Raw genomic sequence first — 20,336 nt, 5'->3', positions numbered from 1 at the left:
ATACTACCTAAAAAAGGAGTGGATAATATGCAAAATTCTATACATAAGCAAATTCTATTTTTATTTTTCCTATTTCTTATTCTCGTTATCGTTTTCAGCTTTATATTACATACTCCAAAAGATGTTGTACCGAGTAACCTCTCTGTTTATAAACTTTTACTTTCCTATTGTCGTTATTGAAGAAGGTGCCTTTTATAGGGCACCTTTTAAAATTCTCTCTTCTCATACAATTTCACTGAAACGAAGATAGATATTATAAACATGCATATTGAACTAATGAATAACACGCTGTTATATAGTTGAATTTGTTCTAGGTTGATTCCAAAGAAAATAGAAGAAACGGCCATAGGTGCTATTAGTATAAAAATCGCAATAAAAATAGTTTTTTTATAGGCCAACCAAAACGATATCGGTAAAACAAAGCTTAAATACACTAAAATAAAGCTAATACTAGCAACCATTGTCGTTTCAATAAATTCAAATAGGTTAACCCCATTCTTCATTCCCATCGTAAAACAACCGACCATTACACTTATAAAAAGAATAATAATTGCTACTATATATTTTGCAAATACAATATGTTTTTTCAATATTGGTAAACTATTTACTATAACTTCACTCTCATTTTTACTATCTGCTTCAAATGTTTTTACTGTTGCCCCAACTGTAATAATTACTGACATAATTATGAACAGATTTTCCGTATCTGTTAAGGCCATATAAAAGAAAACAGGATACAGTATGTACCAAATTAAAAATTTCCATTGAATGATGAAATCTTTTAAAATTAGTTGTTTCAACGCTATTTTCCTCCTCTCACAGATCACGTTCATTGTACAAATGAATTGAGAAAAACATGGACATAATATACAAAAGAATGAGTCCTGCTATAAAACAAATATTTACGACTAGACTCGTGTTCCAAGCATTTTCTACATCTAACCAAACGTTACTTACAATCAATCCACTCAAATATCCCAATGCAAGTCCGGCGAACGGAGCAATTTGTTTGGCACTGCTATATCCTACTGAGAATTCAATCGGAAGTACAATTATGCTACAAACAAACCCACCTGTTATACCTCCGAGAATTTCTCCCCACAGCATAAATCCAGTCATATGCTCATTTTGCAACTCTATTAAACCAACCACTAGTGAGAAACATCCACCTAGAGCAACTAAAATACTTACAAATATGTATTTCCCTATGACAAGATCTTTACGGTCAAACGGTAAACTATTTACTATCAGTTCACTTTTATTTTTCCCCTCATAACTCATTGACAGTATCATGCCAAGAGCAGGTACAAACATACTAAATGTCATCAAAAAACTATCACTACTAAAATCAACAATGAGCAGGAACAAAAAACATATAAGATAAACAAACCCTAACTTTCTTTGCATCATCATATCTTTTAAAACTAATTGCTTAATCATGTATTGCACCTCCTAATATGAAAATGTCCCTTCTATAACTCTGCCTGCTGAAACATTTTCATTGAGAGGAACATTGATATGAATATACTCACTAATACTCCAATACTAAGAACACCCATTGCTGGTGTAGCCTCTTGAGAGTGAAGTACTTTTAACATAATTGTTTTATCACCAAAAATATTGCACATAAGACCAATCATACCCATTAAAGGAAAAAGCATAATCAAATTCAAGACAGTAATAACTTTATATCCCCCAATGTAATTAGTCGGTATCGTTACTGCACAATAAATCAAAGTTGCTACTATCGCTGAAAACACTGCATATCCAGGCATGACTATATCCCTGTCCAATAAAATATTTCCTAATATTACGACTATAAAAGTTACACTTAAACCAGCCATAATAAATAATGTGCTTGAAATATATTTAGCTATAATTATCTCTTTTCTCGTTATAGGTAAACTCACTAATACTTTTTCCGCTTTACTTTTCTCGTCATAATAAAAAGAAATATATATAATCGTACTACATGTTATAAATATTCCTATTGCAATCCCCATTGGTTCGACGGAATTCTTAAAAATAGATAAAATAGGGATTAAAAAATAGAAAGGAAACATCTTCTTCTGTAAAAAAAACTCCTTCAAAATCAACTGTTGCATATGAATTCTCCTCTCTATAAATCACGCGTTTCATAAATTTTAATTGTAAGAAACATAGAAGCGATATAGGCACTAGCTAATATCATTCCTCCAACCGTAAATACACCAATATGTACTGGATTCATAATCCACTCACTGAATGAAGATGTTGTTTCATTCAGCCCATCACTAATAAATATCCAAAGAAGTACACCAATCCCCATTGCTGCCGCTGATACTATACTTCTCATGCCCTTTGATTTTGTACCATAATAACTAGGAAAAAATGTCGCCACAAATACTACAGAATAAATCACTCCACTTACCACTACATACCATGGAATTTCAATATAAAAATTAGGATGGTATACACCAATATCATCAATAACAGCAATACCTCTTAAAAGGAATACAATTATCATAGTTGAAACCATGGCACCGACAATAAATATTGCACAGGAAATATATCTAGCAATAATGATATCCTTCCGACTTACTGGTAAACTATTTATAATAATGTCACTTTTATTTCTTTCATCCATAAAGGTTAACGTCATAACGGAGGAGAGGGTTATAAATAGACAACTCATCGGAAATAAAAATTCACCACTTGGCTCTAACATAAAAAACAAAAGAGGCATAACAAAATTCACTAACCACATTACCCGAAAAAAGAACAAATCTTTATATACAAGCTGACGCATAAGCACCTCTTCCTTTCGCGGTGTAAACGATAATATCATCTAATGTAGGCTTTTCTAGTACAACCTCATTTCCAAACCAATCTATGATTGCTTGTTTATCATTCGCTAAACCTTCAAAACCAAACTTATTTTTTCGTAATCCAACAAATAGTTCTTTTCCTTCTCGGTCTAATAAATCATTACTTCCTTTTACGATTACGTAGTTCTCCATTAAGTCTTCTTTTTCACCAGTAAATATAATTTCTCCATCATTGATGAACGTAACATAATCTGCAATGCGCTCTAAATCTGTTGTAATGTGCGTTGAGAATAATACGGATACTTCATCTTCCATTACAATTTCTTGCAACATATCAAGTAATTCACTTCGAACAACTGGATCTAACCCTGCTGTCGGTTCGTCCATAATAATAAACTCTGCGTGGTGCGAAAGTGCGATGGCAATCGCAAATTTCATTTTCATTCCTTTTGATAATTCTTTAATTTTTTTATACTTCGGAACTTGCAATCTATGCATATACGATTGATACTGCTCTTCGTCCCACTTTTTATATAACGGTGCAATAATACGCTTCATTTGTTCACACGTTAAATCTTCGTAATAATGATTTTCATCATATACAAAGCCGATATTTTGTTTTATTTCCTTTTCAGCTTTCTTATTGTCCTTGCCAAAAATTTTTATATCTCCGTTATCTTTTTTAATTAAATTCATAATCATTTTGATTGTCGTACTTTTCCCGGCCCCATTCGGTCCGACAAACCCCATAATATATCCGCGTGGTAACGTAAAACTTATATTTTTCACTGCGAAACCTTCATAACTTTTACAAACATTTTTTAACTCTAACATCTCTCTCATTCCCCCTTATATAAAAACGCAATCATCTGCTGTAATTCTTCAAGTGAAAGCTGCAACGCTTTACTTTCATTCACAATCTCTTCCGCTTTACTTTCCAATAGGCGAAGCCTTTGTTCTTTTAATAGTTCATTATTTTTACGTGAAACATAAGTCCCCTTCCCAGCAACAGTTTCTATATATCCTTCTTTTTCAAGCTCCTCGTATGCACGCTTCGTTGTAATGACACTAATTTGTAATTCCTTCGCTAAGCTACGAATAGACGGTAATTGATCTCCACCCTTTAAACCGCCATTTAAAATAAGCTGGCTTAATTGTTTTCTTATTTGCACATAAATAGGGTCTTGGGAAGAATTCGAAATAATAATATTCATGTTTTCCTCCAGTGTGTGTATATACTGTATATACCTTATATATACAGTATATACACATCATCCTATTTTTGGCAAGAAAAAAAGACCAACATTTTCCTGTTGGTCTTTCGTATATGTATCACTTTTCAAAGCGATCTAACATCTCGTCTCTCATTCCGAAACTTACTACTGCAATTCCTATATACATAAACAGAAGGAATGCCGGATGAACCGTGTTGTACCAGCTGCTGTCAACGATTAAGTAAATCGTTAATGCGACAACAAGAACAAACGCTAAGATAAACATATAAAAGTGTCTTGTACTACCCATGATAAACTCCTCTCTTCTCACTTCACCATTCAACAGTTTATTTTATCGAATAATTCGATATGACTCAAGGTTAACTTTCTGTTATGTAATCAAGTTCCACCTTTACAATGTCCTCACATGCTATTGAAATGATTGTTCCTTGTTTATCAATCGCCGTCACTTCTCTATTATCCATTACACGATTTGCTACTCTTTCTAATACTTTCCCTTGGTCTCGATAGCAAAATTCTTTTACATCTTTAATTGTTTCTCCATTTTCTAAATGGTATACCATTCTATAACATCGATATCCCACACTTTCACCCCCGTCTTGTTCGTTTTTTCACATATACATAAAAATGAGTAATCTTTGCCTCATCACATCTTCTTAATTTCAATAAAATTCTAACAAAAATAAATACTTTTATCAAACCGACTTTTTCAACAAAACTACCTATAAAACTACAACTTTACACCATTAGGAAACAAAAAACATATTTTTTTAACATTTTCTTCACTATTTCTGCATAAAGTGAAACTTTAATCAGTGGGGATTTTTGTTCATCCCCACTGATTATTAGTTGAACCAATCGGGCATTAACGGACAGTTTATCTCCCACCTGGCTTCTTTGCACCAGCTAAGTTTTGAGTTGGGAGTTTACTGTCCGTTAATGCGGGACAAATTCTCCATACAAAAAAAAGAACCCGCCTCAGCGAGTTCTTCCTTTGTTATTTTAATCAAACTTGTACAGGAGCTAGCTTCGCATAACGTAAAACTGGTTTACGTGCAGCCATCGTTTCGTCTAAACGTTTAATAACTGTCGTATGCGGTGCTTCTTGTACAACTTCTGGATTTTCTTCTACTTCTTTAGCGATTTGAATCATCTTATCAATGAAACCATCTAATGTTTCTTTTGATTCTGTTTCTGTCGGCTCAATCATAATACATTCTTCCACATTTAATGGGAAGTAAATTGTTGGTGGATGGTAACCGAAATCAAGCAGACGTTTTGCAATATCTAATGTACGTACACCAAGTTTCTTTTGACGACGACCTGATAATACAAATTCATGCTTACAATGTCTATCGAATGGAAGATCGTAGAATGGCGCTAATCTTCTCATCATATAGTTCGCATTTAATACAGCATACTCCGTTACTGCACGCAAGCCATCTGGACCCATAGAACGAATATACGTGTATGCACGAACGTTAATTCCGAAGTTACCATAGAATGGTTTCACACGACCAATTGCTTCTGGACGGTCGTAGTTGAAGTGATAACCATTTTCCGTTTTCTCTAAAATCGGTTTTGGTAAGTACGGAATTAAATCAGCTTTCACACCTACTGGACCAGAACCTGGGCCACCACCGCCGTGAGGACCTGTAAATGTTTTATGAAGGTTTAAATGCACAACGTCAAATCCCATATCTCCTGGGCGTGCTTGGCTTAATACCGCATTTAAGTTTGCACCATCATAGTATAATTTACCGCCTGCATTATGGACGATTTCTGCCATTTCTAAAATATTTTCTTCGAATAGCCCTAATGTATTAGGATTTGTTAACATAAGTGCTGCTGTTTCTTCGTTTACAACACGTTTTAAGTCTTCTAAGTCAACAAGGCCATTTTCATTTGATTTTACTGTAATTGTTTCAAAACCAGCTACAGTTGCAGATGCTGGGTTCGTTCCGTGAGCAGAGTCAGGCACAATTACTTTCGTACGGTTAAAGTCACCATTCGCTTCATGGTATGCACGAATTAACATTAAACCTGTCCATTCTCCATGTGCACCAGCTGCTGGTTGTAAAGTAACAGTATCCATACCTGTAATTTCAATTAAATGCTCTTGTAAGTCGTACATTAATTCCATTGCACCTTGTACTGTCTTTTCATCTTGCAACGGATGAATATTTGCAAATCCTGCGAAACGAGCTACACTCTCATTAATTTTCGGATTATATTTCATCGTACAAGATCCAAGTGGATAGAATCCAGAATCAACACCGTGGTTACGGTTTGAAAGTGCTGTATAGTGGCGCATAATATCAAGTTCAGATACTTCTGGTAGCTCTGCATCTTCTACTCGAATATAATCGCTCTCAAACACATCTTCTAGTTTCACTTCTTCTACATCTAATTTGGGTAAGCTATATCCTATGCGTCCTTCTTTACTTACTTCAAAGATAAGTGCTTGATCTTGGTTCTTCATTGGATAGCCCCCATTTCGTTTACAAGTGTGTCAATTTCCTCTTTTGTACGAAGCTCAGTTACTGCTACAAGCATATGGTTTTCATGCTCTTTATAATCACGGCCTAGATCATAACCACCGATAATATTCTTTTGTAATAATGCATCGTTTACTTCTTTCACTGGACGTTTGCAATCTACAACAAACTCATTGAAGAATGGTCCAGCAAATGTTACTGTGAAGCCTTTCGCTTCAAATTGACGTTTTGCATATTGTGCTTTAGAAATATTTTGACGTGCCATTTCTTTCACACCTTGTTTACCAAGTGCCGTCATTGCAACAGAAGCTGCTAATGCATTTAACGCTTGGTTTGAACAAATATTAGACGTCGCTTTATCACGGCGAATATGCTGTTCACGTGCTTGTAACGTTAATACAAATCCACGTTTACCATCTGAATCTACAGTTTGTCCAACAAGACGTCCTGGAATTTTACGCATAAATGCTTTCGTTGTTGCAAAGTAACCACAGTGCGGTCCACCAAACTGCGTTGGAATACCGAATGGTTGTGCATCACCGATTACAATATCAGCACCAAATTTCCCTGGTGGTGTTAATGCGCCTAATGATAATGGATTTGAAGAAACGATAAATAATGATTTTTGTTGATGAACGATTTTTTCAATATCAGCTAATTTTTCAACTTGTCCGAAGAAGTTTGGATATTGAACGATTACACAAGCAACTGTATCATCTACTTCACTTTGTAATACGTCTAAATCTGTTACACCATCTTTATGATTAATTTCAACAACTTCAAGATTTTGACCTTTTGCATACGTTTCAAGTACTGCTCTTGATTCTGGATGAACCGCGCTAGATACAAGAATTTTCTTTTTGCGAGTATGGCCAGCTGCTAACATTGCCGCTTCAGCTAAAGCTGTACCCCCGTCATACATAGAAGAGTTTGCTACATCCATTCCTGTTAATTCACAAATCATTGTTTGGAATTCAAAGATTGCTTGTAATTCCCCTTGTGAAATTTCCGGTTGGTATGGTGTATAAGCTGTATAAAATTCTGAGCGAGAAATAACATGATCTACAATTACTGGAGCATAATGATCGTATACGCCTGCTCCTAAGAAAGAAGCGTATTCTTTTAAGTTAGCATTTTTACTAGCCATTTGAGATAGCTCTTTTAAAAGCTCTGGCTCTGATTTTGCTTCTTTAATTTTTAAATCCCCTTTAAAACGAACACTCTCTGGAATATCAGAGAATAATTCATCGATCGTTTGAACGCCGATCGTTTGTAACATTTCTTTTTTGTCTTCTTCTGTCATTGGAAGATAACGATGCAACATGAAATCTACCCCTCTCCCCGTTACTTTGAACGTTTGTAAAATGGTGTTGGAACAACTACTGCTTTGACGCGTTTATTACGAATTTCAATTTCTACTTCTGTATCAACTGCTGCGTATTTTACATCAATTAGTGCTAAACCAATGCTTTTCTTTAACGTTGGAGATTGTGTACCACTCGTTACTTCCCCAATTTTTTCTTCACCAATAAATACAGGGTAATGCGTACGAGGAATTCCACGTTCGATTACTTCGATGCCGACTAATTTACGAGGCGCACCGTTTTCTTTTTGCTCTTTTAACGTTGCTTTTCCAAAGAAGTCTGCTTCTTTATTTGTTTTTACCGCAAAGCCAATTCCAGCCTCAATCGGTGTAATATCTTTTGATAATTCTTGTCCATAAAGTGGTAATGTTGCTTCGAATCGAAGTGTATCACGAGCACCTAAACCACATGCTTTTAAGCCCTCTTCTGCTCCAACTTCAAGAAGTTTCTCCCAAAGTTTTGCAGCATCTTCACTCTTACAGTAAATTTCGAATCCATCTTCACCTGTGTAACCTGTACGAGATACAAGTGCTGGAATTCCGTCTACAAGAATATCGTTTTTAAATTTAAAGAACTTAATTTCTTTCAAATCTTCTGACACAACTTTTTGTAAAATGCCTTCTGCTTTTGGTCCTTGAATTGCAAGCTGTGCAACTTCACTAGAAACATTGACTACTGTCGTATCGCCAATTACATGACTTGCTAACCATTCGTAATCTTTCTCGATATTTGATGCATTGATTACTAATAAATAGTCTTCTTCACCACGTTTGTAGATTAATAAATCATCTACTGTACCACCATTTTCGTAGCACATAGCTGTATATTGTGCGCCCCCTACCTTTAAGGTAGATACGTCATTTGTAACAACACGTTGTAAAAATGCTAAACTATCTACACCTTTTACTTCAACTTCTCCCATATGAGACACATCGAACAAACCTGCAGCTGTACGTACAGCTTCGTGTTCTTCTTTAATGCTTGAAAATTGAACTGGTAATTCCCAACCACCGAAGTCGATTGTTTTCCCACCATACTTCGCGTATACATCAAATAACGGTGTACGTTGTAATGTAATCATGCTCTCTCCCCCTTATGCTTTGACAAATCAATAAAAGTTGCTTCCCTTTTCTAAACATTTTCATTCTGAAAAGATAGGATATACGGAATCTCATTATATTTTTTTATGAAAGCGTAAATAAAAAATCACTTTCTTGGATAAAATACGAAAGATTCCACACATTTCACACCATTATCCTAACATCATTCGCTATATTTCATCAATATTCTAGCATAAAAAATAATTTAGAATTTTTTATGTTAAAACACAATAAATACAGCTTTTGAGATTTAATACTTTATTATTGTCTATCATATAGCCTTTAATAACGATAATTATGCCTTCTTTTAAGGCAAATCATCATACATTAAAAAATAATTACTTTAGTTTATAAAAGGTGGGAGAGTTGTAATGAATGTCGATATTTCCGTAGATCGGACATGGCAAAACAATTTTTTAAATAGAATTGACGAAGATGGTCCTTGGACAAACTGGGATTTATATCACTTAGCTTATGAAACAGAAAAATCGTTACTTGTTCCTACTTTTGATGGACTACAAGCACCGAAACATTTATCCCATTTCACACCGCTTCCGCATCAATTAGAAGTCGCTCAAAATGTGATTGAACAAATGAACGGTAAAGCGATTCTAGCAGATGAAGTAGGCCTTGGAAAAACAATCGAAGCTGGACTTATTTTGAAAGAATACATGGTCCGCGGGCTCGTGAAAAAGGTACTTATACTTGTCCCAGCTTCTCTCGTATCACAATGGGCATACGAACTGAATACAAAGTTTTTCATTCCAGCTGTAGCCCAAAAGAAAAGCTATTCATGGGAACAAGCCGATGTGATTGTCTCCTCAATTGATACTGCAAAACGTTCACCGCATCGTGATATCGTTTTGAACTTAGAATATGACCTTATTATTATCGATGAAGCACATAAACTTAAAAATAATAAAACAAAAAACTATGAATTTGCACAGCGATTAAAAAAGAAATTTTGTTTATTACTAACCGCTACTCCTGTTCAAAATAAGATTGATGAAATTTTTAACCTTGTTTCTTTATTAAAACCAGGACATTTAGGCAATCAATCCAACTTTGAAGAATATTACGCTTCCAAAAATCGCTCAGCCGAATCAGATGAAGACTTAAAAGCTCTCATTAATAAAGTAATGGTGCGAAATAGACGACATAATACCGGTATCGATTGGCCGAAGAGACATGTACGTACAATTTTTGTTGAGTTTAATGAACAAGAACAAGCTCTATATAATGATATCGAAAATTGGCGAGGACAAGACGCCTTCACATCTGCTTTCTCATCGTTAACTTTAAAACGGGAAGCATGTAGTAGTCGTGAGGCTGTTTACTATTCATTGAAAAAGCATGTAGAAAAAAGACAGAAAGAAAACGAACATTATATAAAAGATCCACATATCGATGTGCTAATGGACAAAATTAATCATATTCCTTTCAACTCAAAAGCAAATAAAGCTCTTGAGCTTATAAAAGAAATTGACGATAAAGTCGTTATCTTCACAGAATATCGAGCGTCACAAATGTACTTACAATGGTTTTTACAACAACACGGTATTTCTTCCGTTCCATTCCGCGGCGGGTTTAAACGCGGGAAGAAAGATTGGATGAAGGAGCTTTTCCAAAACCACGCACAAGTATTAATTGCAACTGAAGCTGGTGGTGAAGGGATTAACTTACAGTTTTGTAGCCATATGATCAATTATGATTTGCCATGGAATCCAATGCGTCTTGAACAAAGAATCGGGCGTATTCACCGTCTCGGTCAAAAGAATGATGTTCATATTTATAACTTAGCTACAAAGCATACTGTTGAAGAACATATTCTGAAACTGTTATATGAAAAAATCAACTTATTCGAGCGTGTTATCGGTGAACTCGATGAAATTTTAACGAGAATTAATATGAAAAACATCGACGCGCACATTCAAGAAATTTTCGCGCAATCAAAAAGCGAAGGTGAAATTAGAATTAAGATGGAAAACTTAACATCTATTATCGACTTTGCGAAACGAAATGAAGCTGAGGTGCAGGGCTATGCAGCAACATGAAATTCATAATTACTTATACAATTTCTTTGAGGCGAATAACTGTGAAATTTTAGAACGTTCTCCTCATTTATTAGATGTACAGTTAACAATTGAGATGGATAAATTATTAATGAATCGCCCTTTTTATTGGCACTATCTTGAGAAAACAGGAGGCGTACCGAATCCGATGCGCCTTACTCTTATTACAAATCCAGAAAATGAAGAAAATGATGGTGAGCTTATTCACTACGGTTCACCACGTCTACATCAAATTTTCCAAACGACAAAAGAATTAGGCTCATACATACGTTTATATGAGGATGTAAGACATAATGGAGCAACACATACACCGCTCCACCCTTGGCTCGGTATTAATATAAAAGTTTCCTATCAATGTGATCGAAAAAAAGACATCCTTCACTCGATTGGTATTCATCTCATTTCTGGAACAATGATGGCAAACTTTCATGAAACATTAACAAACATTAAACTTACACCAAAAATACCTGATTTTTGTTTTACGCTCTCGCCCATCATTAAACCTCAAAGTGGTTTACAACGCATAGAAGACGCTTTAAAAAATATAATTGCAGAAGATGACCATACGTGGGCAAAAGAAGCAAGAGTGCGTTGGAATCATGATTTAGACCTTTTAAACCGTTTTTATGAAGAAAGTGACGAACTTCCTGAGAGCTATGAAATTGAAAAACAAGCTCTGCAAGAACAGTATGAACCACGTATTACAGTGCAAATTATTAACGGTGGACTCTTTTATGTTACCGCGAATCATTTTCTATCAAAATAAAGCTCCTTCTGCTTTAGAAGGAGCTTTATTTCGAGTTACTCTCTATCCTCATTACGCTCTTGTTGTTTTTGCTTTGCCATGCGTTTTTGATACGCACGATCCTTCGCGCTCACATGATTTGCATCAGTTGGAAGATTTTCTTTCGAACGTCCAATTCCATTGCTCATCTTTCCCACTCCTTTTTACGTTTTTCAGAATACATGTTTATTTTCAGCTAGAGTGACAATCCTTATACAAAAAAATAAGAGCAGCCATTGGCCACTCTTACTCGCTCACATATTTTTGAAACATATCATGGATGCCTTTATTTACTAGGTTCGAGATCTGCTCGTCAGATTTATTCGGATAACGATCACGCAATCTGATAGATGCCTTCACCATTAAATTTTCTAATACAGAACGGCCACCTTCTCCATAAATAATTTCAGCATATTTAACAAGCCTTCCATCCTCTACTGTTGCTGGATTATGATTGAAGAAAAATTTACTCATTGTCTCCACCTCTCTCTTTTGATAACGTTTACATTTATATAGATTATTTATGTTATTTATTTCACAATATTGTATGCATGTATATTTAATTAGTTTCATTATAAAGCAACATATCGATAGTAAATATGTGATTTTCCGTCCATTTTGTGAACAAATTAAAAATGAAAGCGTTTCCTTTATTATATACTAAAAAAACTTACTACGCTAGGGGCAATTTTTTTCAATCTACTAACCCCTCGAAAATTGATATATTTTTTCTTTTCCCATTAAACCCTTATACAATTTTCAGAAATTATATTATAAAATATATGTATGACTTAAGGAGGCTTTGTATGAATCAAAATAAAAAAGCTATATTAGATCTTGTCTTTTATCTCGTAATCCCATTCCTCATTTGGAAATTTGCAAAACCTTATATCGATCCTTATTACGCGATGTTACTTTCCTCTGTTCCGGGGATTATTTATACACTGTATACCTTTAAAAAAGAAAAACAGTTTAACGTGACAGGGTTCTTTATTTTAATTACACTCATTTCTAATACAACGGTAGATTTATTATCTGGGTCAGCTGAACGAATGTTGTGGAATGATGCATATTATCACATCGTACTCGGTATTATCGTCATCTGTACAATTTTCATAAAAAAACCACTCATGTTATATTTCGCTGCGGATATTGCAGCGCTGCAAGGCCATGACCGCGATAAAAGTCGTGAGCTTTATCGTGATAGTCGTATATATCCAGCACTGCAATATTTAACGTTATTTTTCGGGCTGCAATTTATATTAAAAAGCTTTTTAAAAATTTATTTCATCTCTGTTTTTGGTGTAGATGGCTATGGTGAAATGAGAGCGATTATGACCGCTGTAGGCTGGGGCATTTCTATTTGTATCGGAATAGGATTTGTATGGGTGAACAATAAAATACATGCCGTTACGGAAGAACAAGAATCCGTGCAGTAAATAAAAATCCCCTAGTGTAATACGACACTAGAGGATTTTTGGTTTGCTAAACATATGACTAAAATTCAACTTGATTTTTTTCTTTTACTTTTTACATTTCGGTAAAACAAAGCAGCACTCAGCGGCATAACACCAAACCACTTATTCATAAATGGCTCTTTTTCAGCACGGCGTTGTTCTTTCTTTTGTTTTCGATCTTCTTTTGGAGCATCCATATACGACACAAACTGCTGCGTCACAAAGCGAACATAATCATTAGTAGACATATTATCATCACCTCTACTTGATTAGTATGTCCACTTTTTTATACATTAATCTTTTCCTTTAATTCATTCATAATTTGCTTTACAGACTTATTCGTCGTATCAATATGTATATGAGCCTCTTCATAATAAGCTCGGCGTGATTCAAATTTCGTTACAAATGCATCTATATCTTTCTTTTGAAATAGTGGACGTGTCGTATCTTCACGAAGCCTTTCTGCAATTACATGCGGATCGCAATATAAATACACGACAGTTCCGTTCTCTTTCATCCACTTGCGATTTTCCGCTCGTTCAATAATTCCCCCACCAGTTGTAATAATGACATTATGGACTGGTAGCGCACGTAACATTTCGCTTTCATATTCCCGAAAAGCCATTTCGCCTTCTTCGGCAAAAATATTTCGAATTGCCTTCTCTTGCTTCTCTTCGATTTTTTGATCAGTATCTACAACATCCATTTGAAGTTCTTTACTTAACGCTTTTCCAATTGTTGTTTTCCCTGCTCCCATGTAGCCGGTTATATATATAGATTTCATTTTCTGTCCTCTCAATCGTCATTTATTAATTGTTATTATAACGAAAGATGCTACTTTGTTTAATAAAAAAACGTTTTGTTCTTATACTATGAAGAACAAAACGTAACACTCGCTTTTACTTATAAGTACCTCTTCTCACCCACTGCGTTGCAATCCATTTCTCACCTTTCGTTACAGGTGCTCCTCCGTGTAACGTAAGCTCATTTAGTGATTGATCTTGATAAAAATACTCAAAGTATACTGCCATTCCCTTTCTAGGGTGTACAGAAAGATTTAATTTCGGGAAGTATGTTTCCCCGCCTTCTTCTACATCATTTAAGTACATTACAAGCGTACTAATACGATTGTTAGCAGCTGATCTACTATGTTCCGCAAAATAATCATAGTGGGCTTTATATTGTTGATCCACTTCATAATTTAAAATGTGTAATCCTTCACCATGCGACGCAGGAACATTCATGATAGATGAAATTCGTTTTTCAATCTTTGAAGTAAGTTCATTGTCTTCCAAAAATGCACCGCTACTTGTTCGAATATCATTTACATCACGTGATGAACCAATTTTAGAACGCTCCATTTTATTTTTAGACATTTCAATCAATTCACCACACTCTTCATCACTTAGTACATTTGCTAATACGACAATAAGAGGTTCTTCGAATTTTGAAATAATGTGTATTTCTCTATCTTCTGTCATAATCGTATTTCCTTTATGATCAAAAATAGTTTGTTCCTTATTTTCACCTATTTGATTGTTGTTTGTCATTTCCCTATTCTCCCTAAAAATAATGATTGGATAGCATGAATATATCATATTCTTTCTACCTTTCTCTTTTTTGAGAAAATTTAAACTTTTAATCATTATATTTATCCATTTCTTCTAAAAAATCAATTCAATTTACAATAGAAAATCCTGGTTTATCTCCATATATTTCACATATTATCCTTCTATCCAATCCACTATTTTTCCATCCTTTTTTCTATACCGAAAACTCACCGTATAGAAAGCTTCCTGTTTGAGTGTGCACTGCAACGTAACGAGAATTAAATCATTTTCAAAGACATAATTTCCACTCGCTTCTCCCTTTTCATACTGAAAGAAAAATGTACCTTCTTTTTCTTTTTGCTGTAAATCTTTTTTTATATCTGTAATAGATCGGTTAAGTAATTCATCCAATAAAAACTTTTGTTCTATTTCTATATAAAAATTTTTATCTGTAAACAACATATTTGTTTCGTATATAAAAAAAGAAGTTAATAAAATAAGAAAGATAATAGTTCCAGGCATTGTAAATCCATTTTGCTTTCTCATACGTTTATTCCTATTTCGCTATATCGCATAACTACACCTTCATATATTTTCCCACTAGTATCTTTTACATTTATAATGAGTACATGAGGTGTTAGTTTGTAAGAAACTGTTCCAATATTTTGTAAAACAACTTCCCTCCGGCGCCTATTTACCTTTCTTATAAGACGACTATTCTCTTTTTCATACGATACTTCACTCCCATTACGCGATCGGAATCGTAAAATACTTTCTCCATTTTCAAATGCTAGCTGTTCTCCAGATGATACTTCACGAAACTCCAATTGCATTTGCCCTAAATACACATCCCACTCCCAATCATTTAATCCTTTTGACTGTTTATTTCCCATTTCAATGAAATGTAGGCGGGGAAGGAGCAAAAAAAATATTGATAATAGAAACAGACATACAATCATTTCTATTAATGAAAAACCAAATTCTAATTTATTTTTTCTCCTACATAAAAGCATTGTTCCATCATTCTGTCTTTCACATCTCTCCACATGGTACAAACTTCATTGCCTCCCCAATATGTGTAATACACAATTCCATTTATATTCTTTTCTATTATTCGCTTTTCTTCATTTCCATACATATATATAGCTGCTTCTTTTTTTAATAATCCAGATGCCTTATAACGAATTTGTATATTTTTTCTTTCTTGCATAACTAATACTGTTTGCGGTAGTAGTAAAGATACAGCCATCATTAAAACACTTAACGATACAATCATTTCAGCCATTATGGATCCTTTTTGACATTTCACGATACGTAAATCTCCCTCTTCCAAGCTGAAATACAATTTCATATTTATAATTTCTATACGAAATTATAATCGTACCACCTCTATTAATATTTCCACTTGGATTATATGTCATCGGATTTGGAAACGTATGCAAATCAATTTGTATATCTTCTTCATACTCTCGCTTGACGATATAATACTTTGTACCTGACTCTTTTATAGCATACATATTTCTATCTTTATGCCAACGTAATGTATAGTGCTTTTGACGGTTTATCGCTAATTGCTGCATATACAAAATATCATTTGAAAACTGCCTCAAAAATTGTTCAACTTTTTGTCGCTCGTATAAGGAATGCACGCTAAAATACGTAACTATACTTAATACAGAAATAGCAAATAAAACGAGTAACATTTCTAAAAAAGTAAACCCCTGTTGTTTCACAATGCCCTAATTGATACTGCGCCATCATCTGAAATATGAATAGATTCGCCATTCGGGCACTTATCAGTTGTAATATACTTTTCATCTGTCAGTTCTTTTAACGATGGAATTTTATTATGTTGTAATTGATATACTTGTATTTGCGCTTCTATAGCTTTCACGTAAGCTGCACACCCTTTTCCTTGGACCGATGAGCGCTGTGTAACTACATTCGGAATAATTAATAGTAATAATATAGTTATGACAACCATCACTAATAGCATCTCTAACAGAGTAAATCCTTCCTCATTCTGCATACAAATGCCCCCTAAATAGAATTCATCATTTGAAACATCGGCATAATCATCGCTAAATACATAAGGACAACGATTCCTCCAATACATGTAAATAAAATAGGCTGAATGATAACTAACATATGTTTAATTTTCCGTTCCATCTTTTCCATAATAAGATCGCTATAGTCACCTAATTCAATCCCTAAATTGCCGTTTGCTTGTCCATGCGTAATAACATAAGAAAGTTCTTTCTCGTAATACCCACTTTTAGCAATGATAGATTGTAACTGTTCTCCTCCAATTAATTGTCTTTCAATCCGGCTCGCTTCATATTTAAAGAACGGATGATATCTTTGCTCCATCATTATTGTTAAAGCTTCACATACTGATAGTCCACCATTTAATAAACCACTCAACTGAGTAGCAAAATAATGTGAATGCTTTAAAATAAGAAATGTTTTGATGAGGGGAATACGAAGCATAATTTTTACCTGTCTAATATGTGGAAGTTTCCTAAAATACAACATGTATAAAATACCTCCAATAATAACAGTTAAAATAGCGACTAAAATAATGTAAGGTAGCAGTTTTATTGCACTTAAAATTTTTTCTGTAAGTAGTGGTGTATTAGAACCGAACGAACTATAAACTATTTCAACCTGAGGTAATAAAATGAGTTTAAAAATAAAGAGCATGATTAGTAGAAAAAACATCAAAAACATAGGATACTGCATTATTTTCATCATGTCTCTCCTATACTTATCTTTCTTATAAAGAAGTGCACTTCCTTGTTGCAAAGCAAAAGAAATATCACCATGTTGCTCGGCATAAAATAAATAACTTAACATGTCCTGATGAAACTTTAACTGATGAAAAGAATCGTGTAGACTTTTCCCATCTTTTAACTCCTCAATCATGCGCTGCAATTGTACTTTCTTTTCTACAGGTAATTGAAACTGTAAAAATTCTAATGCTTGTAAAAGAGAGTAGCCTTTTTCTAATAATTCTCCTAAACGTTTCAACAATACTACTTGATCACTTAAACTCCAAGTTTTCTTAAACATAAACATCTTCTTCTAAAAAACCTAAAGCATATCCTTTTCGTATTGATGATTCTAAAGTCTCATGTTTGTAAGTAACACATTCTCCATCAGCTTCTTTAAGCGCTTGTTTTAACTCATATCCATATAGTAGCTCATAAATGCTAGCCTGCCTTACTTGCCTCATTGATTTACATAAAGTTGAGCACTTTCCTCTGCAAAACGGACACTTCAATTCGACAAGTCGCTGTGCAGCTACAGCCAATAAAGACTGTTCAATCTCTTGCCTCGTTATACCATAATCTATGAAACGAATGATTGCTCCTTTCGCATCATTCGTATGCAGCGTTGTCATTACTAAATGTCCTGTCAAACTTGCTCTTATAGCTATTTTTGCTGTTTCTTCATCACGGATTTCACCGACTAAAATAATATCTGGATCATGACGTAAAATAGCCTTTAATCCTGTTTCATATGTGAGACCCGCTTTTTCATTTATTTGAATTTGTAATACATCGTCACTTCTTTTTTCAACCGGATCTTCAAGTGTAATGATGCGACGTGTTTTCTTTTTTCTAATTACCTCTAATAATGCATACATTGTCGTCGTCTTCCCAGATCCAGTCGGTCCAGTAAACACAAGTAGCCCCTGTGAATAGCGTAAAAACGAGAGTAGTTTTGCTGCCGTACTTGGAAATAACGAAAGATGTGATAAGGGCTGAACAGATGCTTGTAAATGAAGACGAATAACAAGACTTTCTTGATATACTGTTGGAAGTGTGGAAAGGCGTAAATACACTTCTTGTCCATCAATTTGCAAATACAACGAACCATTCTGTGGCTTCCGTTTCTCGCCTATGTCCATAGATGCTAAAAATTTGAAATGTGAGACAAGTTTTTCTCCAAACTCCTTTTCAATACACTGTATCGTCATTAAATCTTTTCCTATACGTAGTTGCACCGCTACATCCTTCTGCCGGGGCACAATATGTAAATCTGACGCTTGTACCCTACACGCTTCTTTTAAAATTGCATTCGCAAAAATTTCAATCCCATTCATCACTTTTCCCTCCTCACTATGTATATAGCATGAAAACATGCACAATAAAAATTTGGACTTTTGTATTTTCAATAGAGGAAAAAGGAAAAATATGTTTGTGAAATTATGAACAATTTCCGAATTATTGTCTGAAATTACCTATACTCATGTTTATCTGTATTATAATGTTATTATCTTGGATAAAGTGATAAAGGTGGAGATCCTCATGGAACAAGCTTTAAAAATTACAGGTGTATTATCTGACCCAACTCGTTATTACATTTATAAATATATTTCGCAAAAACATAGTTACGTAACGGTACAAGAAATTGCAGATGAGTTTGACATTCATCCAAACGTAGCGCGTTTACATTTATCTAAATTAGAAGATGTTCATATGCTAAAATCGGAAACGAAGAAAACTGGAAAAGGCGGACGACCGAGCAGATTGTATGTCTTATCTGAAGATGTTATCCAATTACAATTTCCATTCCGTGATTATCAATTGTTAGCAAGAATCGCATTTAATTCTTTACTTAGCCTTGGCGCTGCTGGTGAGAAAGCGCTATACGAAACGGGAAAACAATTCGGAGCTGAATTAATGCAACAACATATGCAACGTTTAAATGTGAGTGAAGATGCTTTAACAGTGGAACAAAAAGTTCAAATTGCAAAAGAAGCTTTCTCAACAGCTGGCTTATCACCTGCATTTGAATTAAGTGCAGATGGAACAAAAATTTTCTATGATGTACACAATTGTCCATTTAAAGAAGTTGCTGTTCATCATCCAACTGAAATTTGTAACATGCACGGAGATATGATGAAAGGAATTTTTGAAATCCTATTCCCTAACATGGAATTAACTCGAAATGATAGTCTATTAGATGGATGTAAATCTTGTAATTATAAACTAACAATTTAATTTTTCATATAAAAAGAAGCCAATAATAATTGGCTTCTTTTTATATGAACGAATATTTACAATAGTAAGAAAAATAAACTATAATGAGGTGAGGTTTACTTTTTTTAGAAAAGGAGGGAGATGGCATGGAGCGCATGTTTCGCGTTCTCGGCTTTTGGACTGGAATTTTCTCGGTCATGTTTTATGTAGGGGATATGCAACCGGCCGCACTACTATTTTTAGGACAAACAGGTTTCTTCGTACTTTTAAGCTATTTAAAATTAACAGAGCGTATGTATATATACGTATTTGGGGCATATTTAACTGTTTTCTTCATAGGATTTACATACTACACGACATTCTTACTTGTGCCTGGGGCTGGACATTAAAAGATGGCATTTTGCCATCTTTTTTTTAATTCCGGAATTTCCTAGTTGACTTATAGGTTTTATTACCTTATATTCTATATAACAGATTGGAA

Annotated in this window: 29 protein-coding genes; 6 read left to right on the top strand and 23 right to left on the bottom strand. The window is 34.3% G+C overall.

The features are described 5' to 3' along the window. Nucleotides 1-206 precede the first annotated feature (206 nt). The 11 genes from DN404_RS13325 to gcvT form a co-directional block, all read right to left on the bottom strand. Complete coding sequence (locus DN404_RS13325; protein WP_033695177.1) at nt 207-833, bottom strand: ABC-2 transporter permease; 627 nt, start codon at nt 831-833, stop codon at nt 207-209. Further along, complete coding sequence (locus DN404_RS13320; protein ID WP_000595384.1) at nt 817-1,440, bottom strand: ABC-2 transporter permease; 624 nt, start codon at nt 1,438-1,440, stop codon at nt 817-819. Before DN404_RS13320 ends, DN404_RS13325 begins: the two co-directional genes overlap by 17 nt. 32 nt (nt 1,441-1,472) lie before the next feature. Next, nucleotides 1,473-2,105 carry an ABC-2 transporter permease gene (locus DN404_RS13315; protein ID WP_001186554.1) on the bottom strand — a complete coding sequence of 211 codons (633 nt, stop codon included), beginning with the start codon at nt 2,103-2,105 and terminating at the stop codon, nt 1,473-1,475. 14 nt (nt 2,106-2,119) lie between these two features. Then, nucleotides 2,120-2,788, bottom strand: coding sequence for an ABC-2 transporter permease (locus DN404_RS13310; RefSeq protein ID WP_001249566.1), 669 nt, complete (start codon nt 2,786-2,788; stop codon nt 2,120-2,122). After that, a complete protein-coding gene (locus tag DN404_RS13305; RefSeq protein ID WP_000891306.1) occupies nt 2,769-3,641 on the bottom strand; it encodes an ABC transporter ATP-binding protein in 873 nt (290 codons plus the stop codon). Before DN404_RS13305 ends, DN404_RS13310 begins: the two co-directional genes overlap by 20 nt. Nucleotides 3,642-3,646: 5 nt before the next feature. Further along, nucleotides 3,647-4,021, bottom strand: a complete 375-nt coding sequence (locus DN404_RS13300) for a GntR family transcriptional regulator (protein WP_001021353.1) — start codon at nt 4,019-4,021, stop codon at nt 3,647-3,649. A 118-nt stretch (nt 4,022-4,139) separates the two neighbouring features. Next, on the bottom strand, nt 4,140-4,331 hold the full coding sequence (locus tag DN404_RS13295; protein ID WP_000535933.1) for a hypothetical protein: 192 nt from the start codon (nt 4,329-4,331) through the stop codon (nt 4,140-4,142). Nucleotides 4,332-4,401: 70 nt separating this feature from the next. After that, nucleotides 4,402-4,605, bottom strand: coding sequence for a DUF3929 family protein (locus tag DN404_RS13290; protein WP_000262496.1), 204 nt, complete (start codon nt 4,603-4,605; stop codon nt 4,402-4,404). 443 nt (nt 4,606-5,048) lie between these two features. After that, nucleotides 5,049-6,524: an aminomethyl-transferring glycine dehydrogenase subunit 2 gene (gene gcvPB / locus DN404_RS13280; RefSeq protein WP_046392993.1), complete on the bottom strand. Its 1,476-nt coding sequence runs from the start codon at nt 6,522-6,524 to the stop codon at nt 5,049-5,051. Beyond that, nucleotides 6,521-7,864 carry an aminomethyl-transferring glycine dehydrogenase subunit 1 gene (gene gcvPA / locus DN404_RS13275; RefSeq protein WP_000903240.1) on the bottom strand — a complete coding sequence of 448 codons (1,344 nt, stop codon included), beginning with the start codon at nt 7,862-7,864 and terminating at the stop codon, nt 6,521-6,523. Before gcvPA ends, gcvPB begins: the two co-directional genes overlap by 4 nt. A gap of 20 nt (nt 7,865-7,884) precedes the next feature. Further along, entirely contained in the window at nt 7,885-8,985 is a 1,101-nt protein-coding gene (gene gcvT, locus DN404_RS13270; protein WP_000631777.1) for a glycine cleavage system aminomethyltransferase GcvT, read from the bottom strand. Nucleotides 8,986-9,375: 390 nt separating this feature from the next. On the opposite strand from gcvT, the gene DN404_RS13265 reads away from it, so the two are divergent. After that, nucleotides 9,376-11,058: a DEAD/DEAH box helicase gene (locus tag DN404_RS13265; RefSeq protein WP_001100037.1), complete on the top strand. Its 1,683-nt coding sequence runs from the start codon at nt 9,376-9,378 to the stop codon at nt 11,056-11,058. Further along, entirely contained in the window at nt 11,045-11,842 is a 798-nt protein-coding gene (locus tag DN404_RS13260) for a YqhG family protein (RefSeq protein ID WP_001183964.1), read from the top strand. The genes DN404_RS13265 and DN404_RS13260 overlap by 14 nt, the downstream gene beginning before the upstream one ends. Nucleotides 11,843-11,877: 35 nt before the next feature. Here DN404_RS13260 and DN404_RS30980 read toward each other — a convergent pair whose 3' ends face one another. Together DN404_RS30980 and DN404_RS13255 are read right to left on the bottom strand one after the other, a co-directional pair. Beyond that, nucleotides 11,878-12,009, bottom strand: a complete 132-nt coding sequence (locus tag DN404_RS30980; protein ID WP_000064668.1) for a hypothetical protein — start codon at nt 12,007-12,009, stop codon at nt 11,878-11,880. Nucleotides 12,010-12,106: 97 nt separating this feature from the next. Further along, nucleotides 12,107-12,334, bottom strand: a complete 228-nt coding sequence (locus DN404_RS13255; protein ID WP_000032702.1) for a hypothetical protein — start codon at nt 12,332-12,334, stop codon at nt 12,107-12,109. A gap of 73 nt (nt 12,335-12,407) precedes the next feature. Here DN404_RS13255 and DN404_RS13250 point away from each other — a divergent pair, with 73 nt between their 5' ends. Beyond that, nucleotides 12,408-12,524: a hypothetical protein gene (locus DN404_RS13250; RefSeq protein WP_001987222.1), complete on the top strand. Its 117-nt coding sequence runs from the start codon at nt 12,408-12,410 to the stop codon at nt 12,522-12,524. A gap of 142 nt (nt 12,525-12,666) precedes the next feature. Beyond that, the gene (locus DN404_RS13245) at nt 12,667-13,299 is read left to right on the top strand and encodes a VC0807 family protein (protein ID WP_001073111.1); all 633 of its coding nucleotides are present in this window, start codon (nt 12,667-12,669) and stop codon (nt 13,297-13,299) included. A gap of 65 nt (nt 13,300-13,364) precedes the next feature. On the opposite strand, the gene DN404_RS13240 is transcribed toward DN404_RS13245, so the two are convergent. From DN404_RS13240 to comGA, 10 genes are all read right to left on the bottom strand, one after another. Continuing rightward, complete coding sequence (locus DN404_RS13240) at nt 13,365-13,565, bottom strand: YqzE family protein (RefSeq protein ID WP_000106083.1); 201 nt, start codon at nt 13,563-13,565, stop codon at nt 13,365-13,367. Between the two features lie 38 nt (nt 13,566-13,603). Further along, nucleotides 13,604-14,101: a shikimate kinase AroK gene (gene aroK / locus DN404_RS13235; protein ID WP_000836653.1), complete on the bottom strand. Its 498-nt coding sequence runs from the start codon at nt 14,099-14,101 to the stop codon at nt 13,604-13,606. Between the two features lie 115 nt (nt 14,102-14,216). Next, entirely contained in the window at nt 14,217-14,867 is a 651-nt protein-coding gene (locus DN404_RS13230) for a 2OG-Fe(II) oxygenase (protein ID WP_113303575.1), read from the bottom strand. 174 nt (nt 14,868-15,041) lie between these two features. Continuing rightward, nucleotides 15,042-15,413 (bottom strand): competence type IV pilus minor pilin ComGG, encoded by a 372-nt coding sequence (comGG, locus tag DN404_RS13225; protein ID WP_001231318.1) that lies wholly within the window; start codon nt 15,411-15,413, stop codon nt 15,042-15,044. Beyond that, nucleotides 15,410-15,880, bottom strand: coding sequence for a competence type IV pilus minor pilin ComGF (comGF, locus tag DN404_RS13220; protein ID WP_149215197.1), 471 nt, complete (start codon nt 15,878-15,880; stop codon nt 15,410-15,412). The genes comGG and comGF overlap by 4 nt, the downstream gene beginning before the upstream one ends. Continuing rightward, nucleotides 15,850-16,152: a hypothetical protein gene (locus DN404_RS13215; RefSeq protein ID WP_000829464.1), complete on the bottom strand. Its 303-nt coding sequence runs from the start codon at nt 16,150-16,152 to the stop codon at nt 15,850-15,852. The genes comGF and DN404_RS13215 overlap by 31 nt, the downstream gene beginning before the upstream one ends. Next, nucleotides 16,145-16,600 carry a competence type IV pilus minor pilin ComGD gene (comGD, locus tag DN404_RS13210; protein ID WP_000813141.1) on the bottom strand — a complete coding sequence of 152 codons (456 nt, stop codon included), beginning with the start codon at nt 16,598-16,600 and terminating at the stop codon, nt 16,145-16,147. The genes DN404_RS13215 and comGD overlap by 8 nt, the downstream gene beginning before the upstream one ends. Then, a complete protein-coding gene (gene comGC, locus DN404_RS13205) occupies nt 16,597-16,896 on the bottom strand; it encodes a competence type IV pilus major pilin ComGC (RefSeq protein ID WP_001178684.1) in 300 nt (99 codons plus the stop codon). The genes comGD and comGC overlap by 4 nt, the downstream gene beginning before the upstream one ends. 11 nt (nt 16,897-16,907) lie before the next feature. After that, nucleotides 16,908-17,945, bottom strand: coding sequence for a competence type IV pilus assembly protein ComGB (comGB, locus tag DN404_RS13200; protein WP_016123380.1), 1,038 nt, complete (start codon nt 17,943-17,945; stop codon nt 16,908-16,910). Next, the gene (comGA, locus tag DN404_RS13195; RefSeq protein WP_001013167.1) at nt 17,932-18,975 is read right to left on the bottom strand and encodes a competence type IV pilus ATPase ComGA; all 1,044 of its coding nucleotides are present in this window, start codon (nt 18,973-18,975) and stop codon (nt 17,932-17,934) included. Before comGA ends, comGB begins: the two co-directional genes overlap by 14 nt. Nucleotides 18,976-19,180: 205 nt before the next feature. On the opposite strand from comGA, the gene DN404_RS13190 reads away from it, so the two are divergent. Continuing rightward, nucleotides 19,181-19,876, top strand: coding sequence for a helix-turn-helix transcriptional regulator (locus tag DN404_RS13190; protein WP_000434125.1), 696 nt, complete (start codon nt 19,181-19,183; stop codon nt 19,874-19,876). A gap of 125 nt (nt 19,877-20,001) precedes the next feature. Next, the gene (locus DN404_RS13185; RefSeq protein ID WP_000440716.1) at nt 20,002-20,244 is read left to right on the top strand and encodes a DUF2626 domain-containing protein; all 243 of its coding nucleotides are present in this window, start codon (nt 20,002-20,004) and stop codon (nt 20,242-20,244) included. Nucleotides 20,245-20,336 lie beyond the last annotated feature (92 nt).

Origin of the sequence: Bacillus sp. TE8-1 (genome assembly GCF_008368855.1) — a bacterium.
In the GTDB taxonomy this organism is placed as follows: domain Bacteria; phylum Bacillota; class Bacilli; order Bacillales; family Bacillaceae_G; genus Bacillus_A; species Bacillus_A cereus.
This window is presented reverse-complemented; position numbering and strand designations above follow the sequence as displayed.

Bases quoted from the DNA above. Each gene is read 5' to 3' on its own strand.
- DN404_RS13325 (WP_033695177.1), bottom strand. From the start codon at position 833: ATGAACGTGATCTGTGAGAGGAGGAAAATAGCGTTGAAACAACTAATT.
- DN404_RS13320 (WP_000595384.1), bottom strand. From the start codon at position 1,440: ATGATTAAGCAATTAGTTTTAAAAGATATGATGATGCAAAGAAAGTTA.
- DN404_RS13315 (WP_001186554.1), bottom strand. From the start codon at position 2,105: ATGCAACAGTTGATTTTGAAGGAGTTTTTTTTACAGAAGAAGATGTTT.
- DN404_RS13310 (WP_001249566.1), bottom strand. From the start codon at position 2,788: ATGCGTCAGCTTGTATATAAAGATTTGTTCTTTTTTCGGGTAATGTGG.
- DN404_RS13305 (WP_000891306.1), bottom strand. From the start codon at position 3,641: ATGTTAGAGTTAAAAAATGTTTGTAAAAGTTATGAAGGTTTCGCAGTG.
- DN404_RS13300 (WP_001021353.1), bottom strand. From the start codon at position 4,021: ATGAATATTATTATTTCGAATTCTTCCCAAGACCCTATTTATGTGCAA.
- DN404_RS13295 (WP_000535933.1), bottom strand. From the start codon at position 4,331: ATGGGTAGTACAAGACACTTTTATATGTTTATCTTAGCGTTTGTTCTT.
- DN404_RS13290 (WP_000262496.1), bottom strand. From the start codon at position 4,605: ATGGTATACCATTTAGAAAATGGAGAAACAATTAAAGATGTAAAAGAA.
- gcvPB (WP_046392993.1), bottom strand. From the start codon at position 6,524: ATGAAGAACCAAGATCAAGCACTTATCTTTGAAGTAAGTAAAGAAGGA.
- gcvPA (WP_000903240.1), bottom strand. From the start codon at position 7,864: ATGTTGCATCGTTATCTTCCAATGACAGAAGAAGACAAAAAAGAAATG.
- gcvT (WP_000631777.1), bottom strand. From the start codon at position 8,985: ATGATTACATTACAACGTACACCGTTATTTGATGTATACGCGAAGTAT.
- DN404_RS13265 (WP_001100037.1), top strand. From the start codon at position 9,376: ATGAATGTCGATATTTCCGTAGATCGGACATGGCAAAACAATTTTTTA.
- DN404_RS13260 (WP_001183964.1), top strand. From the start codon at position 11,045: ATGCAGCAACATGAAATTCATAATTACTTATACAATTTCTTTGAGGCG.
- DN404_RS30980 (WP_000064668.1), bottom strand. From the start codon at position 12,009: ATGAGCAATGGAATTGGACGTTCGAAAGAAAATCTTCCAACTGATGCA.
- DN404_RS13255 (WP_000032702.1), bottom strand. From the start codon at position 12,334: ATGAGTAAATTTTTCTTCAATCATAATCCAGCAACAGTAGAGGATGGA.
- DN404_RS13250 (WP_001987222.1), top strand. From the start codon at position 12,408: ATGCATGTATATTTAATTAGTTTCATTATAAAGCAACATATCGATAGT.
- DN404_RS13245 (WP_001073111.1), top strand. From the start codon at position 12,667: ATGAATCAAAATAAAAAAGCTATATTAGATCTTGTCTTTTATCTCGTA.
- DN404_RS13240 (WP_000106083.1), bottom strand. From the start codon at position 13,565: ATGTCTACTAATGATTATGTTCGCTTTGTGACGCAGCAGTTTGTGTCG.
- aroK (WP_000836653.1), bottom strand. From the start codon at position 14,101: ATGAAATCTATATATATAACCGGCTACATGGGAGCAGGGAAAACAACA.
- DN404_RS13230 (WP_113303575.1), bottom strand. From the start codon at position 14,867: ATGACAAACAACAATCAAATAGGTGAAAATAAGGAACAAACTATTTTT.
- comGG (WP_001231318.1), bottom strand. From the start codon at position 15,413: ATGAGAAAGCAAAATGGATTTACAATGCCTGGAACTATTATCTTTCTT.
- comGF (WP_149215197.1), bottom strand. From the start codon at position 15,880: ATGCTTTTATGTAGGAGAAAAAATAAATTAGAATTTGGTTTTTCATTA.
- DN404_RS13215 (WP_000829464.1), bottom strand. From the start codon at position 16,152: ATGGCTGAAATGATTGTATCGTTAAGTGTTTTAATGATGGCTGTATCT.
- comGC (WP_001178684.1), bottom strand. From the start codon at position 16,896: ATGCAGAATGAGGAAGGATTTACTCTGTTAGAGATGCTATTAGTGATG.
- comGB (WP_016123380.1), bottom strand. From the start codon at position 17,945: ATGTTTATGTTTAAGAAAACTTGGAGTTTAAGTGATCAAGTAGTATTG.
- comGA (WP_001013167.1), bottom strand. From the start codon at position 18,975: ATGAATGGGATTGAAATTTTTGCGAATGCAATTTTAAAAGAAGCGTGT.
- DN404_RS13190 (WP_000434125.1), top strand. From the start codon at position 19,181: ATGGAACAAGCTTTAAAAATTACAGGTGTATTATCTGACCCAACTCGT.
- DN404_RS13185 (WP_000440716.1), top strand. From the start codon at position 20,002: ATGGAGCGCATGTTTCGCGTTCTCGGCTTTTGGACTGGAATTTTCTCG.